General features: G+C 56.6%; 11 protein-coding genes and 1 pseudogene. 10 read left to right on the top strand and 2 right to left on the bottom strand.

Translation table 11 applies throughout. The features are described from left to right. The first annotated feature begins 202 nt into the window (after positions 1-202). Both AC27KL_RS20975 and AC27KL_RS20970 read left to right on the top strand, forming a co-directional pair. Positions 203-250, top strand: a complete 48-nt coding sequence (locus AC27KL_RS20975) for a hypothetical protein (RefSeq protein ID WP_487170973.1) — start codon at positions 203-205, stop codon at positions 248-250. A gap of 2365 nt (positions 251-2615) precedes the next feature. Beyond that, positions 2616-3422, top strand: a complete 807-nt coding sequence (locus AC27KL_RS20970) for a helix-turn-helix domain-containing protein (protein WP_487170920.1) — start codon at positions 2616-2618, stop codon at positions 3420-3422. Between the two features lie 199 nt (positions 3423-3621). Here the strand turns inward: AC27KL_RS20970 and AC27KL_RS20965 are convergent, their stop codons facing one another. Beyond that, positions 3622-4512 (bottom strand): diguanylate cyclase domain-containing protein, encoded by an 891-nt coding sequence (locus tag AC27KL_RS20965; RefSeq protein ID WP_487170919.1) that lies wholly within the window; start codon positions 4510-4512, stop codon positions 3622-3624. A gap of 172 nt (positions 4513-4684) precedes the next feature. On the opposite strand from AC27KL_RS20965, the pseudogene arsM reads away from it, so the two are divergent. The 4 genes and pseudogenes from arsM to AC27KL_RS20945 form a co-directional block, all read left to right on the top strand. Continuing rightward, positions 4685-4819: pseudogene (gene arsM, locus AC27KL_RS20960) on the top strand (arsenite methyltransferase); the annotation flags it as partial. A gap of 489 nt (positions 4820-5308) precedes the next feature. Next, a complete protein-coding gene (locus AC27KL_RS20955) occupies positions 5309-6388 on the top strand; it encodes a Gfo/Idh/MocA family protein (RefSeq protein ID WP_487170918.1) in 1080 nt (359 codons plus the stop codon). Continuing rightward, complete coding sequence (locus tag AC27KL_RS20950) at positions 6385-7230, top strand: Gfo/Idh/MocA family oxidoreductase (protein WP_487170917.1); 846 nt, start codon at positions 6385-6387, stop codon at positions 7228-7230. Before AC27KL_RS20955 ends, AC27KL_RS20950 begins: the two co-directional genes overlap by 4 nt. A 185-nt stretch (positions 7231-7415) precedes the next feature. Then, entirely contained in the window at positions 7416-7787 is a 372-nt protein-coding gene (locus AC27KL_RS20945) for a hypothetical protein (protein WP_487170916.1), read from the top strand. A gap of 360 nt (positions 7788-8147) precedes the next feature. On the opposite strand, the gene AC27KL_RS20940 is transcribed toward AC27KL_RS20945, so the two are convergent. Then, entirely contained in the window at positions 8148-12611 is a 4464-nt protein-coding gene (locus AC27KL_RS20940; protein ID WP_487170915.1) for a glycosyl hydrolase, read from the bottom strand. A 547-nt stretch (positions 12612-13158) separates the two neighbouring features. Between AC27KL_RS20940 and AC27KL_RS20935 the strand changes: the two genes are divergently transcribed. Genes AC27KL_RS20935 through AC27KL_RS20920 form a run of 4 tightly spaced genes read left to right on the top strand, consistent with a single transcriptional unit; the run spans position 13159 to position 18219 of the window. Beyond that, positions 13159-14451, top strand: a complete 1293-nt coding sequence (locus tag AC27KL_RS20935; protein ID WP_487170914.1) for an ABC transporter substrate-binding protein — start codon at positions 13159-13161, stop codon at positions 14449-14451. A 34-nt stretch (positions 14452-14485) separates the two neighbouring features. Then, the gene (locus tag AC27KL_RS20930) at positions 14486-16312 is read left to right on the top strand and encodes an ABC transporter permease (RefSeq protein WP_487170913.1); all 1827 of its coding nucleotides are present in this window, start codon (positions 14486-14488) and stop codon (positions 16310-16312) included. Next, positions 16313-17458, top strand: coding sequence for an ABC transporter ATP-binding protein (locus AC27KL_RS20925; RefSeq protein ID WP_487170912.1), 1146 nt, complete (start codon positions 16313-16315; stop codon positions 17456-17458). It begins immediately after the preceding gene. Continuing rightward, positions 17455-18219, top strand: coding sequence for a PHP-associated domain-containing protein (locus AC27KL_RS20920; RefSeq protein WP_487170911.1), 765 nt, complete (start codon positions 17455-17457; stop codon positions 18217-18219). The genes AC27KL_RS20925 and AC27KL_RS20920 overlap by 4 nt, the downstream gene beginning before the upstream one ends. Positions 18220-18255 lie beyond the last annotated feature (36 nt).

The following is an 18255-nucleotide window of genomic DNA, read 5'->3' as shown; positions in this document are numbered from 1 at the left end:
ATAGCCTTGCTCCACGCCGCCGATCTTGAACGGAATGTCCGGGATCAGCTGGACGCCGGCCTTTGCGGCCGCAGCGGCGCTGTCCAGACTTTCGTCCAAGGCGTCGAAGCCTGCGCCTTTTTTGTCTCTTCCCGCCAAATAAGCGGACCAGCTCGTCGCTTTGGACAACTTCACCCAAGACAGACCCAGGGCTGCGGCGGCGCTGTCCTCCGTCAGATCCTCGCGGATCATCAGACCCGTGAAGGCATGATTGTCGACCGAGCCGATGGCCTCCAGTTTCGCGGTGATTTCCATGTCTCCGGTCATTTCCTTATAGACGAAATGGAAGTCGTCCTTGGCAGCGTCGGCTTCGGGCGATGATTTCGTGCTGCCTTCGCTTGTCCCCAGCTTTCCGTTGCCTTTGACGGTGATCACGCCGTCAACGAGGCTGCCGGTGCCTTGAACGTCCGGATGGCCGACGTCGGCCGAAGCCCACCCTGCGCCCGTCAGCGTTCGGGAATCGGTATTGACGTGAATGTCGGATGCCGTGGTTTGGGTGGCGTTTCCTTCCGAGTCCGTGACTTTTGCCGAGATATGGTAGGAGGCATCTTTCAGGTCTTTGATGGTAAAGACATATTGTCCTCCGCTTTTGACGGCGTCTCCAAGGTACTCGGAACCGTTGTACACGGCTACCTTCTCGATTTTATGCCCGAATTTGGAGGAAGTTTTGATCTTCACCGGTACGGCTTCTCCCAAAGCGAATTGCGCGTTATTCTCGGGCGCTAACAGTTTCGCTTCGGGGTTTTCGGCGGCATGATCCATGTCGACCAGGCCGTTGAGATATAGCTCGAGCCAGGTGTAGCCGTTGTCGGTCACGGTTTTATAGGCATCTTTGACGCCCCAGATCTTATGTTTCTTTTCCCACTCGTCGTCGATGCCGTTGAGATTGGAATCAAAATCCGCCGGCCGCTGCTCTTCCACGACGCCAAAGTCCGAGACATACCCGCCGACCTCGTTTTCGGTGTTGATGTATCTTCCCAGTCCTTGCTCCACTTCCGCGACGATTCTTGCGTCGATGGCGTCGCGGCGCGGATAGGTGGCTCCGGCCTTCTGCAAAATGTCTCTCAGCAGCGGCTCGTTTGCTTTTACCACGCTGCGCTGCACGTAATCGTCAAACGCCGGGTTGGTCACCCCGTGGTTGGCTCCCGTGCTGTCCGCGGAAAGGTACGGTTTGTCCGCAAAGGTCGTCTTTTGGTCCCCGCTGTCGTCGCCGGAGCTTTTGACATTCGCCGACGATCCGTCGAGGTAGCCCGTAAGTTTGCCGTTAATCCGGTTGCCTGCGATATAGAAGCCGCCAAGCTTTTTGGATTCGCCCGCATCGATGACCCGGTCGGTGACGTTATCCCTGGTGCCCGGGCCGGCAATTTGGATATTGTTCATATAGTTCGTGAAGGTGAATCCTCCGCCGTACGTGCCGTTAAACCCCCAGTTATAGATCACGTTGTTGGAGAACTGGACTACCGCCGTATGGTCGGCGTCCGCCGCTCCGGCGTAGCCGCCGCCGAGTCTGGGATTCCGCGACGTATGGTTGGCGTACAGGTTGTGATGGAACGTCGTTTTGTCCCCGCCGGCGATGCCGCCGTAGCCGTGTCTGCCTTTGGAATGGCCGGATAAGGTGAGGCTCTCCGAGATGATGGACCACTGAACCGTGCCGTTTTCGCCTCTGTACAGCGACAAGGTTTCATCCGTATTCCAGCTGAAGGAGCAATGGTCGATGATAAACTGGTTGTTGTCCCGTCCCCAGAGCGCATCCATCGAATCGCTGCCGTTAAAGACATTGGTGGCCCCCGGGCGGAAGGCGATATAGCGGATGATGATGTTTTCCGAATTGCTGATGTCGGTATCCCAGCCGGCGATCGTAATGCCGTTGCCCGGCGCGGTTTGTCCGGCGATGGTCAGGTTTTTGATGTTCTTGAATTTCAAGGAGCTTTCCAGCTCGATCGTGCCGGATACGTTAAAAACAATCGTGCGTCCTTCTTTCGGCGTCGTTAAAATCCCGTACCGAAGCGATCCCGGGACAGGCTGTTCGTTGAGGCCGTAATCTTCGAGTGTCGTCACGATGTAAACGTCGCCGCCCCGGCCGCCGGTAGTATACGCTCCGCCGCCTTCCGCGCCCGGAAAAGCGGGGAGGGGGGTGCCCACAACCGGCTTTTTCCCGGCCGCCTGCGCCGAATCCGCATCAGCAATCTGTACCTCTACAAGTGAAAGCGCTACCACAAAACTCGAAACGACGGCCGTGACTCTCTTGAATCCTTTGCTCTTCCATTTCATGCGTTTGCCGTATAACCTGGATGCATCCTTACCGTTCGATGGCGATCCCGTTATACTTCCTCCCTTCGCTTGAATGTTTGTCGTTAAGCTTGGTTTTTGTTTGCTTTTTCTCTCATCGGGCAGCTTGCTGCTTGCTATTACTTTAAATCTTTTGAAATGGTTTTACCTGCCAAAAACGAATCTTTTTTGTGCCAAATATTGCTCCCGCTTCTTGTGCGGCGCGTCCGGTCCGTATTATGTTTTTTATATCGACATCACGCAGACTCCACTGCTTAGGACATCCATGCCGACACGGAGGGTTAACCATGAAACTCAAATACCAGCATCGCGACCAGCAGTTTCATTCGTTTGTGTCCACCAATAACACGTATCCCCTTCATTTGCATAAAAACGTGGAAATCGCATTGGTTTTGTCCGGCGAAATCCATATCGGCATCGGTCAGCGGGAGTATATCTTGTCCGAGGGAGACATGGCGATCATTTTTCCCAATCAGCCTCACAGCTACAAAACGATCGAGCACAGCCGGATTCTGCTCATCTTTTTCGATGCCTCGTTTCCGGGCGACTACACGGGGGATTTGCTTCATTCGATTCCGGACAACCCCGTCGTCCCGAAACATCCGGTCGTTATAAGCACCCTGGAAACCATGTACGGGCTATACGCCGAATCCTGCGACCCTCGTCTGCTTAAGGCCTACGCTTCCGTGCTGCTGGGGCATGTGTTGCCGTTGTTGTCCCTGCAAAAAGTCGATTACACGAAGAACATGGACATCGTCCAAAAAATCCTCGCTTACATCGACATTCATTTTTTGGAGCCGATCACGCTGGACACGCTCTCCAGGGAGCTTTGCATCGGCAAGTTTCTCATTTCCCGCCTCTTCTCGGAACAGTTTCGCATTTCCTTCCGCGATTACCTCAACGGCCAACGGGCGGCGTATGCCCACATGCTGCTGCGGTCGACCATGCATCCGGTCACGGAGATCGCGTTTGAGTCCGGATTCAACAGTTTAAGGTCCTTTTACCGCGTCTTCAAAAAGGAATACGGGATCACCCCGAATGAATTTCGGCGGAGCATCCCGAAGGCGGGGCAAACGAAGGAAACGGGCGGGTGAGGAGGCGCGGCTTCAGCTGAAAATAAAAGCAGGGGGCAGACGTTGGCATCGACGGAAGGTTAAAGCAGGCGCAGTACAACAAGAAAAACCACCGGGAGAAAAGGCATCGCCTACATCCGGTGGTTATCGTTTCGCTCTGGATCCTTAGAAAGATTCGGTTAAGCCTTGAAAGATAAGGGCGGAGCATCATAGAGCGCTATTAGACGCCGTAAGCTTCGATCGCAAACGAGTTGGGTCCGTTTCGCCTTGCGCGGTTAATCGCTTCGATCGAATCCTCGATGATGTGCCGAATATTCGCGCGGTTTTTGAACGGTCCGGCCAGACCTCCGATATAACACCCCACCTGCTTCGGACAACCGATCGAGGCAAAATCAAAACCTTTCATATCGTTGATGATCTGTTGCGCGGTGAGGGTGGTCAAGTCCTTGCCAGCTTGGGCGAAAACAATGAATTCATCGCCGTGCGCGCGGCCAATGGTCGCATGCGGTATGTACTTTTTCACGTTGGATTCAATCATGTTATAGCAGGCGACAATGACGTTGTCCCCGACTTCGAAACCGTAATCGTCATTAATTGATTTGAAGTGGCTGATGTCAAACCGGAAAACCGAGAGATGGTCATCGTCCGAACAAAGCGCAACAATGCGGGCCGCCGCTTCAAGAAACGTTTCCATATTGGGCATGTTCTTCTTGATTTCATGCACATCCGCCGGTCCTATATTCTGCAAATCGATTTCCTTGTTCATTTCGAATCCTTCCTTTTCGATGATGGTTATAAGGCGATCAATGGCCGTTTTCTTCTGGATTTGTTCATTCAACGCTGCGGAAATCTCGATGCGTTTGCGGATCAATTGTTGAACGACGAACGTGCTCTCGATGGGGCCGCTTACAAATTCCTTGATTTCTTTCAGGGAAAAATCGAGATTTTTCAGAATCATAATCCAATTCAATAGACGAGATTGCTCCGATGCATAGGATCGATAGCCTGTCCCGGGGTCAATGGCCGCAGGCTTAAGCAATCCGATTTCGTCGTAGTGGCGGAGCATTTTGGTGGTCACCTGGTTCAGCTCCGCGAACTCTCCAATTCTCAAACGAGGACACCCTTTCGCAAGTTATTCCGGCCGGAATTCCTTACGTTAAGCATAAACCTTACCCTAACAGGAAAGTCAATCCTCCTCGAGCGAATGGCCCCTTCTTTTTGACGCTATATAAGTGAGTGCTGATATGATATGCTGATCAGAAATAACAATCCAATCCGTAAAAATTCAACAAAGCGGATTCGACAACATCAGCGTGGAGCCGAAGGATGAGTCCAGGGCGTTTATTAAGGATTGGGTTCCGGGATCAAATATTGAAGATTATATCGTTTCGGCAGTGATCCAAGCGACCAAACCCTAAAGGTCACGAGGCGACAAACCACCAGGGTATGAGCACCTTAACCGGTGCTTTTTTTACAACTTAGCGAAACAGATATGACGGGAGAGCGGCTGAACGATGAAGCTACAGAACATCGCTGCCGCTTTTTCTATTGCGGATAACAAGGCCCGGAAGTGGAAGGTGCTGGAGGATAAACTGCGTGGGAATAAGCCCATCCGTTGGTGCATAATTTTTTTAAAATGACGGCGCATAGCCTGACCCGCTTCCGTTTCCCGAGCGAGCTCGGCCGCGAGCGAAACGGATACGATAATCCTATTTTCATATACGATTTTGAAGTCAAATAAACCGCTTTCATGGTAACATGTCAGTAGTTGCCCGTAACGGGTCACGAATGAAAAAGCTGCCGGCTTCAGCGGAGGTTGGAGCTATTTTCGGATCACGTTGCCGGTCAATACTATACGCAATCCGGAGCTGCCTTTGCCGGGTTCAAAAATCGGAGGGGAAAAAGCGATGGCAAAAACGACGGTGGCCGTGATCGGCTGCGGAACGATCGCCAACGGCGCGCATATTCCGGCTTATATGGCCAATAAGGACGCCGAGATCAAGTATTTCTGCGACATTCGCAAGGAGCGGGCCGAACAGGCCGTCGAGAAGTACGGCTGCGGCACGGCGGTGGAGGATTACCGCGTCATTTTGGAGGATCCGGACGTGGTGGCGGTATCGATTTGCACGCCGAACAATGTCCATGCCCCGATCGCGATCGACTGCATGCGCGCGGGCAAACACGTCCTGTGCGAAAAGCCGGCGGCCAGAACGTATAAGGAAGCGCTGGAGATGCAGAAGGTGCAGCACGAAACCGGCAAAACGCTGAACATCGGCGTCGTGAACCGCTTCAACAAAGGCGTCAACATTATCAAACAGATGATCGAAAGCGGCGAGCTTGGCGAGCTGTACCACGTCGTCGTCAGCTTCCGTGCGCATCGCTCGATCCCCGGGCTTGGGGGCGATTTTACGACCAAGGCGGTTGCCGGGGGCGGGGCGCTGATTGACTGGGGCGTTCACTTCCTGGATATCGTCATGTATTGCGCGGGCGATCCACGGCCGAAAACGGTGACGGGACAGGCGTACTCCAAGCTGGGCACGGACATGCAGAACTACGCTTACCTGAACATGTGGGCCGGCCCTCCGAATTACGAAGGCAGCTATGACGTGGATGATTTCGTGACGGCCATGATCCGCACGGAAGGACCGTCAATCACGGTCAACGGCGCATGGGCGCAAAATATCGGCGTGGAAGAAATGTACATCGATTTTCTCGGGGACAAGGCAGGCATCCGCCTGAAGTACGGCAAGGAGTTTACGCTTTATTCGGCAAAGCATGGCGCTTTGCTCGAAAGCACGCCGAACTATCCGAAAAGCGATGCCTTTCAGGAGGAGATCGACGCCTTTATCACCGCGATCCATTCCGGGGAAAAGCTGCCGTCGCATATTGACACGGTGATCGTGACCGCCCAAATGATCGAGGCCATTTACCGTTCCTCGGAAGAAGGCCGCGAGATTTCCCTGCTGGAAGCGGGAGCGCTGGCATGAAGAAAATCGGCTTTATCGATTATTACCTGGACGAATGGCATGCCAATCAATATCCCGCATGGATTCGGGATGCCGCCGGAGGCGCGATGGAGGTCGCCTTCGCATACGGCATGAAGGACGCCGAGCATGGGCTGAGCAATAAAGAGTGGTGCGCCAAAAACGGCGTGACGCCTTGCGGAACGATTGAAGAGGTGGTTGCCCGAAGCGACTATCTGATCGTGCTGTCGCCCGACAACCCGGAGCAGCATGAGGCCCTTGCCGAGCTGCCGCTTGCTTCGGGGAAGCCGACCTACATCGACAAGACGTTCGCCCCGGACCGGGCGGCGGCCCTGCGTTTGTTCGAGCGGGCCGCGCGGCACCGGACGCCGCTGTATTCTTCATCCGCGCTGCGGTATGCCGCCGAATACGCGGAGGTCGAAAGGGAAGGCATCCGGGTGATCTCCAGCTGGGGCCCGGGTTTGCTGGAAAACTACTCGATTCACCAGATCGAGCCGATCGTGGCCTTGATGGGAACGGAAGCGAAACGCGTCATGTTCACCGGCACGGAGGCTGCGCCGACCCTGCTGGTCGAATTCTCAGGCGGCCGGCAGGCGACGATCCAGCAGCCGGGTCCGGGCTGTCCGTTTATGATGGCTGTCAACTACGCCTCGGGAGCCTGCCGCGTCGTGCAGCCGGCATCGGATTTTTTCCAGAGCTTTATACGCGACTTGGCGAGGTTTTTCGAGACCGGGGAAGCGGCCGTGCCGCCCGCCGAGACGATTGCCGTCATCAGTATCATCGAAAGCGGGCTTATCGCCGCAAAGCAGCCATATCAATGGATCGAGCTGCCGGAAAACGGATAAGCGCGAATCATAGAAAGCAGCCATCATCGGGAAGAAGACCCGGGGATGGCTGCTTGTTTTGCCTGGGACGCGTCTTCTTTTGGATCGTTCCGGTGTAGAAGGAATTTATTAGAAAATAGAGAATTGATTCCTTTGTAAGTCTTTTTAGCATAGCGATCGAGTAAGGGGACCGGTGGGGGAGAGCAATGAAAGTTTATAACAAGCATTACCTCAAAGCATGTGAAAGCTACTTGTCCATGACCAAGGATGAAATTATCACCAGGCAGCTCCGAAGCGAGAACAGGCTGCTTTTTAATGAAACGATCGTCAAATTAGGGTTCATCGTCTTTCTGGGGGCTGTATTTTGGACATCAAGGTTGGCGCTTGTTCATCAGCTTTCTTTTATGTCATGGAGTCTGTATGTCATCATCGTTTATATTGGCCTGATGTGTTTTACCGGCCGGAGTTCGAAACGCTGCCGGGCGTATAGCGATGCGGCCGAGGTTATGCTTCAGTTTGACAGCGAAGAAGCCCGCCGCACCTACTTTGATGAAATGCTGAAGCCGCAGTTTCGGTAAGGACGCCGTACCTGTTTGCACATCGGCCTATTATAATATGAGGCATCATCCCCAATAAAAAGAGCTGCTCTTGATTCGGCTGCGGGGCGCGCAGATGCCGAATAACAGCAAGCTCCCCTTCGATTTATGGACGATGATGTATCAGGCGATCGAGGATTGAAGGGTATGGTTTATGGACGTTTGCTGCAACAATTTCCTTACATTACTTAAAACGAACGTGGACATCAGAAAGTTATGCTTTTTCAAGATACACGATCTGAAGTCGATATATCGTGTATAAAAAAAGGCTGCCGAGAACCTTCTCGACAGCCTGCGGGTGCGTGCTTCAGGCAAACGTCCGTTTTTATTCCATTTGGTTTATCATAGCCCCTCGTCTTCACCGGAAGGAACATTTTCTTGGCTTGTGCCGCTTTCTTCATCTGTTGGCTTTTCCTGAGCGGGAGGTTCCGTTTGGCCGGTTGCTGGTTCCTCCCCGGCTGCTCTTTTTTCAGGAAGGTTTGTATCGCCCGACCCGGCAGCCAGCTCCTTTTCGTCCAGGGTCACGTCATCCACGTACACCGTCAATTTTCCTTGCCCGTTCGGCGAGGAGATTTGCAGGCCGACCGCTTTGATCAGCGTCTTGTCGATGGCTTCGCCATTGAAATCCTTGCCGTTCAGGCTGAGCGTGATCCACTGGTATTCGCCGGTCAGCTCCACTTCATCCGTTGAAGCCCAGGCCCAGTTCGCTCCAGCTTTGATGAACAGCTTGGCTTTGGCGGTGCCGCCGGCGACCCGGGCGCGAACCTTTAACGTGTTGCCTTGGCTGAGGTCTTGGTCGCTCATGTAGGCAAGCTCGAAATGTTGGTCGCCGGCAGCCGCGGCCGGGAAGTCTGCGCTGAGCACCTTGCTGCCGCCGTCCTCGGGATTCGCGAGGTTGTCCGCGCCCAGCGTATTGTCGTTCAACGTCCAGCCGGCAATGTTGTCGTTGAAATCGAACAGCACGCCCGGCGCGATGCCGCCGCTTTCGCTGCCGCTGGGGACGGTGCCGGCATTCGGATCAAGCAGCGCATGGATGTCGTCAAAATACATGGACGACGTCAGCCGATGTCCGTCCGGCACGGCGTTGGTGTAAATCGAAAAAGCCTGGACGTTCTTCAGGTTCGTTTTCGTCAGCGTGCCGGTTGCGCCGTTGGCGGGCTTGAATTCATTGAACGGCGCGGTGATCAGTGCAGGTTCGGTCGTTTTCGTGTCCGGGTAATATTCGTACGTTTTGCCGCCCGCGTTGATTTGCATCACCAGCTTCTGGCCTTGGCCGTCCGGCTGGTACCAGAACTGCAGGGCGTTGAAGCCGGACCAATCGGCGCCGTTCATCGCTTTCGTGATGCCGGCGTAACCGCTGCCCGCCAGCGTGTACGTGTATTTCAGCCCGTAGCTGCCGCCATGCTTATGCGTGCCGTCCAGCGCAGCGCTCGCCGGGTCGCCGCCGGCATGCACGAACTTGCCGGCCAGGGCGTCGCTGCTCCCCAGATACCCCTCGAAGTCGTCGACCATTGCCGGGTCTCCCGATGTCTCGTGATAAGCGTTGTAAAGGCGGATGTTATCGACATAGACCGGCAGCGTTTCGCCGCCCGCATCCAGCCCGCTGCCCACAATGGACAAGGCGATGTCGTCGGCTGCCGCCAAGGCGTCCGCATTCGTAAAATCGACCGTCGGGCTGAATTTGACGTATTCCACGCCGTCGATCGTCTCCTGCGGCAGGGAAGCGAGCGGGACATACGTCGTATCCATGCCGTATTTATTGCTCCAATCCGGCGGCAATTGTCCGACCGCGCGCAGGCTGGCGTTCACGCTGGTCTCCCCGGCGGACGCCGGCACCCACACGTCCATTTTGACCCGTTTGATATCCGCGAGCGAGCTTGCCCCGGCCTTGGTTTTGGCATTTTTCAGCTCCAGCTTCAGCTCCTGCCACGAATCGGTTCCGTTCAAATGCGGGGCGCGGATCACCAGGGAGCCCCCGTTAAAATCGCTGTGCGCCACGCTTCCGTCATGCGTTTCCTTAAGCGAATCGGTATATTCGCCGTTGTATTGAACGCCTTCGACGTCGGCGGCCGTATCGAAGGTGTAGGCTCCGGCGAGCACCTCGCCGATTTTTACGAACACGGTGTTCGTTTGCTGATGCAGGACGGCGCCGTTTTGGCCGTAGACTTTGACGGTAACGTCCGCGGTTTTGCCGTTCAGGCCGGCCGCCGGCGTCCACTCCGCTTCGTAGTAACCGCTGTCCGGGTTCAGCGCCATCGGGTATTCGGCATCAGAGCCCTGGATGTTGTACACGACGCGATCCGGCGTTTCATTCAGCACGCGGGCGCGGATGAGTGTCGAGGCGTCTTTGATCGTGCTTTGGTTGGTTGGGGAGGCGATGTGCATGAAACCCCGCTCGGACACAGTGTTGACCTTTTTATCGTAAGCTCCGGTCACGCCGTCGCTGAACAGCGTATACGCATCCTGATAGAATTTCCTGAAGTCCGGCAGCATTTCATGCTCCTGGTTCGGATCGCCGGTCGGATATGGGACGTAAACCGAATCCGGCCCGAAGTTGGCCCAGGTTTGCATGTACGCCATCTTTTTCGCGTCCGGGTCGGATTTGAGCGTCTCCGCCAGCTTCGTGTAGAAGTCGGGGGTGGCGTTGCCCGCGACCTTCATTTTCTGATAGCCGAATTCGGTGAAGGCAGCGACCTTGCCGCGGCTGTCGGCGATCCGGGACACGGTTTTGGCCTCCGTCTTCACGCCGTTGAACCAGGAGTCGCCTTCGCCGTTGTAATAGCTGTCGAAGCCGAGAATATCGACGTAGTCGTCGCCCGGGTAAGTCTTGAGGTATGTTTCCGCGGATTCGCCAAAACCGCCGCCGGGCGAGTAGGCGTAAAGGAAGTTGTGCACGCCTTTTTTGTCGCGCAGATACTCGACCGTATAGCGGTAAATCTCCTTGTATTCGTCGGTGGTCGTAAAAGCGGCTCCCCACCAGAACCAGCTGCCGCTCTGCTCATGGAACGGCCGGAAAATGACCGGAATCGGCTTGCCGTCGTCCGTCTTGAGGTGAAGGGCGAAGTCGGCAATTTGGTCCAGAAAAGCGTTGTACGCCGCGTGTTTGTCGCCGCCCGGCAGGATGTGGGACACGACGTTGCCTTTGGTGTCGTAAAAATCCCCGCCCGTGACGAAGTTCGGCATATGCGAGCTGAGCGTCAGCACGCCGCCGTCGGCATAGGCTTTTTTCATCACCGCGACAAGATTGTCCCGGCTTTGCTCGGCGTTGCCGGCTACGCCCGGCTTTTCCTTGCCTTCCAGGCTCAGCGTATCCCACCCGAAAAGCCCCGGGTAGGCGCCCACGCTGTTGAAGGTATCCGACTGCGTCCCGTCTTTCGCCGTAATGGACAGGCCTTCCGTCGTGGCGTGCTGCTGGCCGAACAGAATGTTTTTGCCGCGGAGCTCGTTCAAATAAACAAACAGCGACTTGGTTCGGTCGGTCGCGGCCGCGTCCACCAGATTGACGGTCGGGACGTTCTCCGCCGGGCTGCCTCCGTGGTCCCCGCCGCTTCCGCTGCCGCCGGAAGAAGAGCCGCCTGTGCTGCTGGATGTGCTGCCGCCTGCTCCCGGGGTGCCGGACGACACCGAACCTGTGCCGACCGCTCCGCCGGAAATGCTGACCGTTCCCGCCGGAAGCGTTTTGCCGTTTAGCGTCACGTCAGCGCCCTGGATCACCGCTTGTTTGATTGTGCCCGTGCCCGTGATGGATGTGCCCGCGGCCGACGGGGTGACGGTCAGCGAGGCGATGGAGGCCCCCGCGCCCAAATTCAGCCGCACAGGCCGGTTGAATTCGGCGCTGTCGATGGCAGAGGCATCGACAGCTTCAAGCGACAACGCGCTGTTTACGGTGAACTGCCCGATATGGGTCGTGCCGGACGCCTGCGTTTGCACCTGACCGTCGGCTCGGTGAACGAGGACGGTCCGGAGCTTGGAGTCCTTCAAGACGATGTTCTGTCCGCCTTCGATCAAGACGGTTCCCTGCACGGTAACATGGTCGAGGGTGATTCCGCCATCGCCGATGCCCGGCGCAAGGTACAGGTTGCCTTGAATGACGGCGTCCTTCAGGACGACATCCCCATGGTTGACCACAACGTTGCCCTGGACCTCCCCGGGGGTAAAGGTGCCGGCTGCCGGGTAATACGCGCGTACCAGTTTATCGATCAAGGTGACGACCTCAGCGCGGGTGATAGGTTCTTCCGGACGGAAGCTCCCGCCGGGGGAACCCTGAAAAATGCCCGAGAGAGACCGGACCGCTTCGCGGGCGTATCCGCTGATCTTCTCCTGATCCGGATAAGAAGGAGAGGAGGCGGCTTCATTGCTGCTCAATTCAAACGCCCGCGCCAAGAGCACCGCTGCATCCTGACGGGTAAGCGGATGGTTTGGCTTGGCCGTATTGCCTGGAAATCCGGTGTAGTAGCCTGCTGCTCTGGCAGATTGGAAAGCGTTTGCAAACCATGCATCGCCCGGCACATCCGCAAAGCTCTCCTTCGACGGTGCCCTAAAACCGAACAAATGATTCAGCAAGGACACGAACTCGGCGCGCGTAATTTTCGCATTGGGGCGGAAGGTGCCGTCCGGATAACCCCGGATCAGCCCGCTGCCCTCCCATTTTTGGATGCTTGCCTCGGCCCAGTGTCCGGGAATGTCGTTGGCTGCCGCGCTGCCGCCGGTCGTTTGGGAAGCGGCCGATCCGTTAGCGGGAGACAGCAGCGAAGCGAACAATACCGCCGACAAGGCGGTACTAAGCCATTTGGTCGATGATTTCATACAAACTCCCCTTTGCTGCAATAAGATAAAGGGCTAACAAAGCGAGAAAATAAACTAACAAAAATATCGAATGACTCGTTTGTAACCGCTTTATTTTTCCCTTTTCGAGACATTATACTATCACAATGGGAATTTAATGGCAATTAAAAGTTATTTAATTACACTAATATAATAATAACAAAATAAACGATTGTTATTATGGGGGTCTCACTCCCCATCCAAATCTTGGGCTCCTTTCAGGAGTTCCATTGGGAAGGCTCATTGCGGGCTCGCATGATTGGAACATCATGTTCACGGGGATCGGCGTGCTCAGTTTGATTGCCAGGATGACCCGGGGCCGGTCCGGTGAGAGGCTATATTGGGGGGATTCTGATCTCGAAAATGAAATTTTTTTATCTTCTAACGAACAAATGATAATTTTTTACCAAAATTGCACGCCGGCCTAACATTCCGTTGACACTTCCTCCCTATAGTGAAGGTGTAAGCGATAGATCCGGATGACCATACGCTTCATAAATCGAAGTTAACGATAGGGAGGCCACGGAACATGAGAACAAAAGGGAAGGTAAACGAGAGGACCGTCTTGAAAGTGAACGCGAAAGGAACAACGGGGATGGAGCGGGATACATACGCGCCGGGGGGAAAACGGATTGCCTGGTCCTGGCCTGGCAAGGCAGCGGCGCTGGTTCTGGGCACGGCCCTGCTGCTGACCGCCTGCGGACAAGGAGGAAGCGGCTCGGCGGGCAGCCAGGATGCGCCTGCTAAACCGGCGGAATCCGTGCAAGGTTCGGCGGCCGCGTCCGGCAGCGAAACGCCGGAGGCGCTGTACGAGCAAGCCAAAAAGGAAGGCAAGATCATCGTCTACTCCACGTCGGGACGGGCGAACGATGCGGCGGAGACGTTTATGAAGCAGTACCCGGGCATCAAGGTCGAGGTGAGCAAGGTCAAGTCCGACGAGATGATGGACAAGGTGACGAAGGAACAGGAAGCCGGACAGTTCAACCCGGACGTCATCATTACGAAGGAAGTGAGCGGAGCCGTCGAAGAAGAGATGGTGAAGCCAGGGAGATACGTCAAATACCTGCCGGAAGACCTGGCGGAGAAGGTGGACGAGCCGTACCGCACGCAGGCCGAAGGATACGCCAATTATCTGGAGTTCCGCACGCTTTTCTATAATACCGGTCATTACAAGTCGGCTCCGGTCACCAACTGGTGGGACCTGACGACCCCTGAATTCAAAGGCAAGGTGTATACGGCCGATCCGCTCAGTTCGCCGGCGTTCATGGATTTGTTCACGACGATGGTCATCCACAGCGACGATATGGCGGCGGCCTACAAGGAAAAATTCGGGAAGGATATCGAGCTGCACGGCACGGAAAACGCGGGGTATGAGTTTATCAAACAGCTGTTCGATAACGGGCTGGTCGTGCTGAAAGGAAGCGACGACGTGCTGGATGCGATCGGCAAGGGCGGCAGCGACGCGGTCGGGCTCGCCGTGTCCGGCGACGTATCGAAGGTCGAGGAAAAAGGCTGGAACGTGCGCCCGATTTACGACATCAAGCCGAAGACGTCGGTGCCGGATTCCGGCTACCTGTTCCTGGCGAACAAAGCGCCGCATCCGGCCGGAGCGAAGCTGTTCATCCGCTGGATGATGGGCGAGAAGGACGGCCAGGGCGAAGGCATGGCTCCGTTCAACGAGGTCGGCTCCTGGGTGCCGCGTTCGGACGTGAAGACGAAAAACGAGGTGGCTTTCGAGGACCTGAACCTGTGGATTTACGATGGGGAGAAGCTGTACTTCGAGGCGCCGAAGGTCCGGGATTTCTGGATCAAGCAGAAATGACGAACGTGAATGACACAGGCAGGAGGAAATCCGGATGCTGCATAAACCCATGCTGAATACGTGGCAGGCCAGATGGCTGAACCGGTGCCGCAATGCGCTGCGGAATCCGCTGTACCTGATCGGGGCGGCGGCCCTTCTGTTTCTCGCGTACACCATCGTCTGGCCGGTCCTGAACTTAATCTACTCGACATTCATTTGGAAAACCCAGGATGCCCGGCTCACGCCCGCGGCGGATCCGGGGCACCTGACGCTGTACCACTGGAGCCGCGTGCTGGCGAGCGACATGAGCTGGTCCCTTTTTTACAAGCCGGTGCTGAACGCCTTATCGGTGGGGGTGACGGTTTCGGCGCTGTCCATGGTTTTCGGCTGCGGGCTTGCCTGGCTCGTGACGCGTACGGATATTCCGCTGAAAAAGACGATCACGTTTCTGGCGATCATTCCGTATTTGCTGCCTTCGTGGATGCTGTCCCAGGCGTGGCTGACCTTTTTCAAAAACGACAAAATCGGCGGAACGCCCGGCATTCTGCAGTCGCTGCTGCATGTGGCGCCGCCGGACTGGCTGTCGTACGGCTTCGTGCCGATCGTGTTGACCCTATCCATCCATGACAGCGTATATTTCTTTCTGCTTGTCGGCGCGGCGCTCAGCTCGATGAACAGCCAGCTGGAGGAGGCGGCCGAAATGGCGGGGGCAAACCGGCTGCAGGTGCTGCGGCGGATCGTGTTTCCCCTGATGCTGCCGTCGGTGCTGTCGGGCTTCATCCTGATTTTCACGAAGGCGGTCAGCGCCTACGGCGTGCCTGCCCTGCTCGGAACCCCGGTCAACTTCTACATGATTTCGACGATGCTGTATTCCAGCATGCGTTCGCGGCTGACGACCGAGGCAAACGTGCTGTCGCTGACGCTGATGCTGATCACCATGCTGGCGATCTATTACAATCAGCGCCTCATCGGCGGCCGGCGCAGCTACGTGACCGTGTCGGGCAAAGGAAGCGCGGTAACGCACATGCCGCTGGGCAAATGGCGGCTTCCGGCTGCGGTGACGACGGTGGCCGGGATGGTGGCCGTCGCGGTCGTGCCGTTTTTGGTGCTGCTGCTGCAAACGTTCCTGCTGAAAAACGGCTCGTTCAGTCCCGACAACTTCACGCTTCATTACTGGGCGGGAGGTTCCGATCCGAATATCAACACCGGAGAAAAGGGCGTGCTGCAGAACCCGATTTTCCTGCTCGCCCTGAAAAATTCGCTCGTGATCGCGGGCATCGCCTCGGTTGCGGCCGCGGTGCTCGGGCTGCTGTTCGGCTACGCCGTCGCCCGCGGCAAAAATACGGCCATGGGCAAGCTGGTGGACCAGCTTTCGTTTTTTCCGTATTTTATCCCCGGTATTTCGCTGGCGGCGATTTACATTACGATGTTCGCGAAACCGGTCCTGTTCATTCCGGCGTTGTACGGCACGATTACGATCATAATCCTGATCACGATAGTCAAAGAGCTGCCCTTTACCGTCAAGGCGGGCGGCGCCGCGATGATGCAGATCGGGCCGGAGCTGGAGGAAGCCGCCGTCCTTGGGGGCGCCTCCTGGTTTACGCGTTTTCGGCGCCTGCTGCTGCCGCTTAGCCGCAAGAGCCTGCTGTCCGCCTTCATCCTCGTGTTCATCGGGGCGATGAAGGAGATGGAGCTGATCATCATGCTTGTCACGCCGCGGACGGAGACGTTGACGACGCTCACCTTTTATTATGTGGAAAAAGGATACGACCAGTTGACCAACGTCGTGCTGATGATCATTATCGCGATCGTCGTGGCGGTTTACGCGCTTGCGGTAAAGTTCGGGAAGGCCGATTTGACCAAAGGATTGGGAGGGCAATGAATGAACGCGATTGAACTGCGCCAGATTCATGTGCATGTGCAGCGGAAGCATATTTTAAAAGGCATCGACCTGACGATCGAAGAGGGGGATTTCGTGACGCTGCTCGGCCCGTCGGGCTGCGGCAAAACGACCCTGCTTCGGACGATCGCAGGGCTGCAAAAGCTGAATGAGGGGACGGTCGTGATTTCCGGAAACCGGGTGGCTGACGGCAGCCTGGCATACCATCTCGATCCGGCCAAGCGGGGCGTGAGCCTGGTGTTTCAGAGTTATGCCCTGTGGCCGCATATGACCGTCTTCGACAACGTTGCCTTTGGCCTGCAGGTGCGAAAGCAGCCGAAGGCCGAGGTCCGGCGGAGCGTCATGGCCGCCCTCGACAAAATGCGCATCTCCGAGCTGGCGGACCGTTATCCCGGCGAGCTCTCGGGCGGGCAGCAGCAGCGGGTCGCCATCGCCCGGGCGATCGTGACGTCCCCGTCGATCCTGCTGCTCGACGAGCCCCTCTCGAACCTGGACGCGAAGCTGCGGACCGAGATGCGCGCCGAGCTGAAGCGGCTCCACCGCGAGCTGGGCACGACGATCGTCTATGTGACGCACGACCAGCACGAAGCGATTACTCTGTCAACGAAGGTCGCGGTATTTTTCGGCGGCGAACTCGTGCAGGCGGATACGCCGCGGGAGTTGTACCGGCGTCCCCGGACGCTGCAGGTGGCCGAATTCATGGGCAGCTCGGATTATCCGCTGAACCGGATTGAGGGGATGTGCCGCCGGAACGGAGGCGAATCCATGCTGGCAACGCCGCTCGGCAGCTTCCGGCTGTCGGCGCCGTTGGACGGCGGAGCGGACCGCGCCGTGGTCCTGACCTTGAGGCCGGAGGATGTCGTGCTGCACGAAGCGCGGGTCCCCGGCTCGATCCCGGTGAAGGTGGAAGAGGTGCTGCCCGCCGGCGGCGAGACGCTGGTGAGGGCGGCCTTCGGTCAGGAGAAGCTGAGCGCCCGCGTCATGGGAGATCCGGATTACGCTCCGGGCCGCGTGTTGTATGCGACTTTCCGCAAGGACCGCATCAACCTGTACGACCGTGAAACAGGCATACGGCAGGAGTTGGGCGTGTCGACCATTACACCTATATTGGAGGAAATACACCGATGAAAATTGACTTTCACTTTCATGTTAAACTGTCCAAAAAAACCGATTTTTCCATGGACCATTTCAACGAGATGCTGGACGAGGCCCGCGAGCAGGGGCTTGAGGCCATTACGCTGACCGAGCATTTCAATACGCGCCGCTTCGACGAGGTCTACGGGACGCTCGACCGGCTGCTGCCGTGCAACAACCATTATTACGACCGCGACGGCTTCAAAATTTTTACGGGCATGGAAGTGGACGTGGCCGAAGGCGGACACATCCTCGTCTCGGGGCCGAAGGACGCGCTGCTTGAAATTCGCGCGCTGCTTGAGCCGCATACGACGCCGGATTCGTTCATCGGGCTTGCGGAGCTGTTCGATATGTGCGAACCGCGGGGCATGATGGTGATCGGCGGCCACCCGTTCCGCGAGTCCAACCATCTGTATCACGTGGACCGTGAGCTGCTGCGCCGGTTCGACGCCTTCGACCTGAACGGCAAGGATCTGCATGAAATCGGCATTCAGGAAAACATCGCCCTGGTGCTGCCGCTCGGCGCAGAGCTGGGCGTGCCGGTCGTGGCTGGCAGCGACGCGCACCAGATGTTCCAGGTCGGATGCGTGTACAACGAGTTGCCGGGGGACTACGAAACGGTAGCCGAGCTGAAGGCCGCGATCCGGGAAGGGGCTTGCAAACGATTCATTTCCCCGAGTCTGCATCTGCAGGTCCGAGCCGCAAACGCGGTGAAAAAGCTGCTGAAGAAAAAGGTCGAAGTGAAGGCCGTTTAACGTTTCATTTCATTTATGGTTTAGGCCGTTGTTCAT

This window comes from Paenibacillus sp. YAE3 (assembly GCF_057546105.1).
Note: the sequence above shows the minus strand (reverse complement) of the source record. Positions and strands in the feature narration are given on the sequence as shown.

Excerpts from the sequence above, each read along its gene's own strand:
- AC27KL_RS20970 (WP_487170920.1), top strand. The coding sequence starts at position 2,616 with ATGAAACTCAAATACCAGCATCGCGACCAGCAGTTTCATTCGTTTGTG.
- AC27KL_RS20955 (WP_487170918.1), top strand. The coding sequence starts at position 5,309 with ATGGCAAAAACGACGGTGGCCGTGATCGGCTGCGGAACGATCGCCAAC.
- AC27KL_RS20950 (WP_487170917.1), top strand. The coding sequence starts at position 6,385 with ATGAAGAAAATCGGCTTTATCGATTATTACCTGGACGAATGGCATGCC.
- AC27KL_RS20945 (WP_487170916.1), top strand. The coding sequence starts at position 7,416 with ATGAAAGTTTATAACAAGCATTACCTCAAAGCATGTGAAAGCTACTTG.
- AC27KL_RS20940 (WP_487170915.1), bottom strand. The coding sequence starts at position 12,611 with ATGAAATCATCGACCAAATGGCTTAGTACCGCCTTGTCGGCGGTATTG.
- AC27KL_RS20935 (WP_487170914.1), top strand. The coding sequence starts at position 13,159 with ATGAGAACAAAAGGGAAGGTAAACGAGAGGACCGTCTTGAAAGTGAAC.
- AC27KL_RS20930 (WP_487170913.1), top strand. The coding sequence starts at position 14,486 with ATGCTGCATAAACCCATGCTGAATACGTGGCAGGCCAGATGGCTGAAC.
- AC27KL_RS20925 (WP_487170912.1), top strand. The coding sequence starts at position 16,313 with ATGAACGCGATTGAACTGCGCCAGATTCATGTGCATGTGCAGCGGAAG.
- AC27KL_RS20920 (WP_487170911.1), top strand. The coding sequence starts at position 17,455 with ATGAAAATTGACTTTCACTTTCATGTTAAACTGTCCAAAAAAACCGAT.